Origin of the sequence: Pseudomonas sp. SIMBA_041, assembly GCF_046535095.1 — a bacterium.
In the GTDB taxonomy this organism is placed as follows: domain Bacteria; phylum Pseudomonadota; class Gammaproteobacteria; order Pseudomonadales; family Pseudomonadaceae; genus Aquipseudomonas; species Aquipseudomonas mucoides.
Genome location: NZ_JAWRXJ010000810.1, coordinates 1 through 244, shown reverse-complemented (window position 1 = coordinate 244; position 244 = coordinate 1). Strand labels below are relative to the sequence as shown.

The 244-nt window shown below is 50.8% G+C and carries 1 protein-coding gene; it reads right to left on the bottom strand.

Annotation, left to right across the window (positions count from 1 at the left end; all coding sequences use genetic code 11):
* Positions 1-226 (bottom strand): hypothetical protein (locus SB725_RS33375; protein ID WP_410923719.1); only part of this gene is annotated, 226 nt, incomplete at its 3' end.
* Positions 227-244: the final 18 nt, after the last annotated feature.

Genomic DNA, 244 nt, shown 5'->3' with positions numbered 1-244 from the left:
TATCAGAAATTCGCATGGTATACGCTGTATTAGCACCATTGACGAATCCAATGTCTTTTACATTTGGGTCTGCGTTTGTTTGAATGCGCGGGTTGTAGGCCGTGCCGTTTCCCGTGCCCCCAATCACAATACCGGAGTCTTGAGTGGTTGAAGTGACGGCAAGCGGTTGTGCGGTAGTTTGCGCAATGGTAACGGGACCGGTAAAAGTGCCGCCGGATTTCGGCATGTTCAACGCTGCATTAGC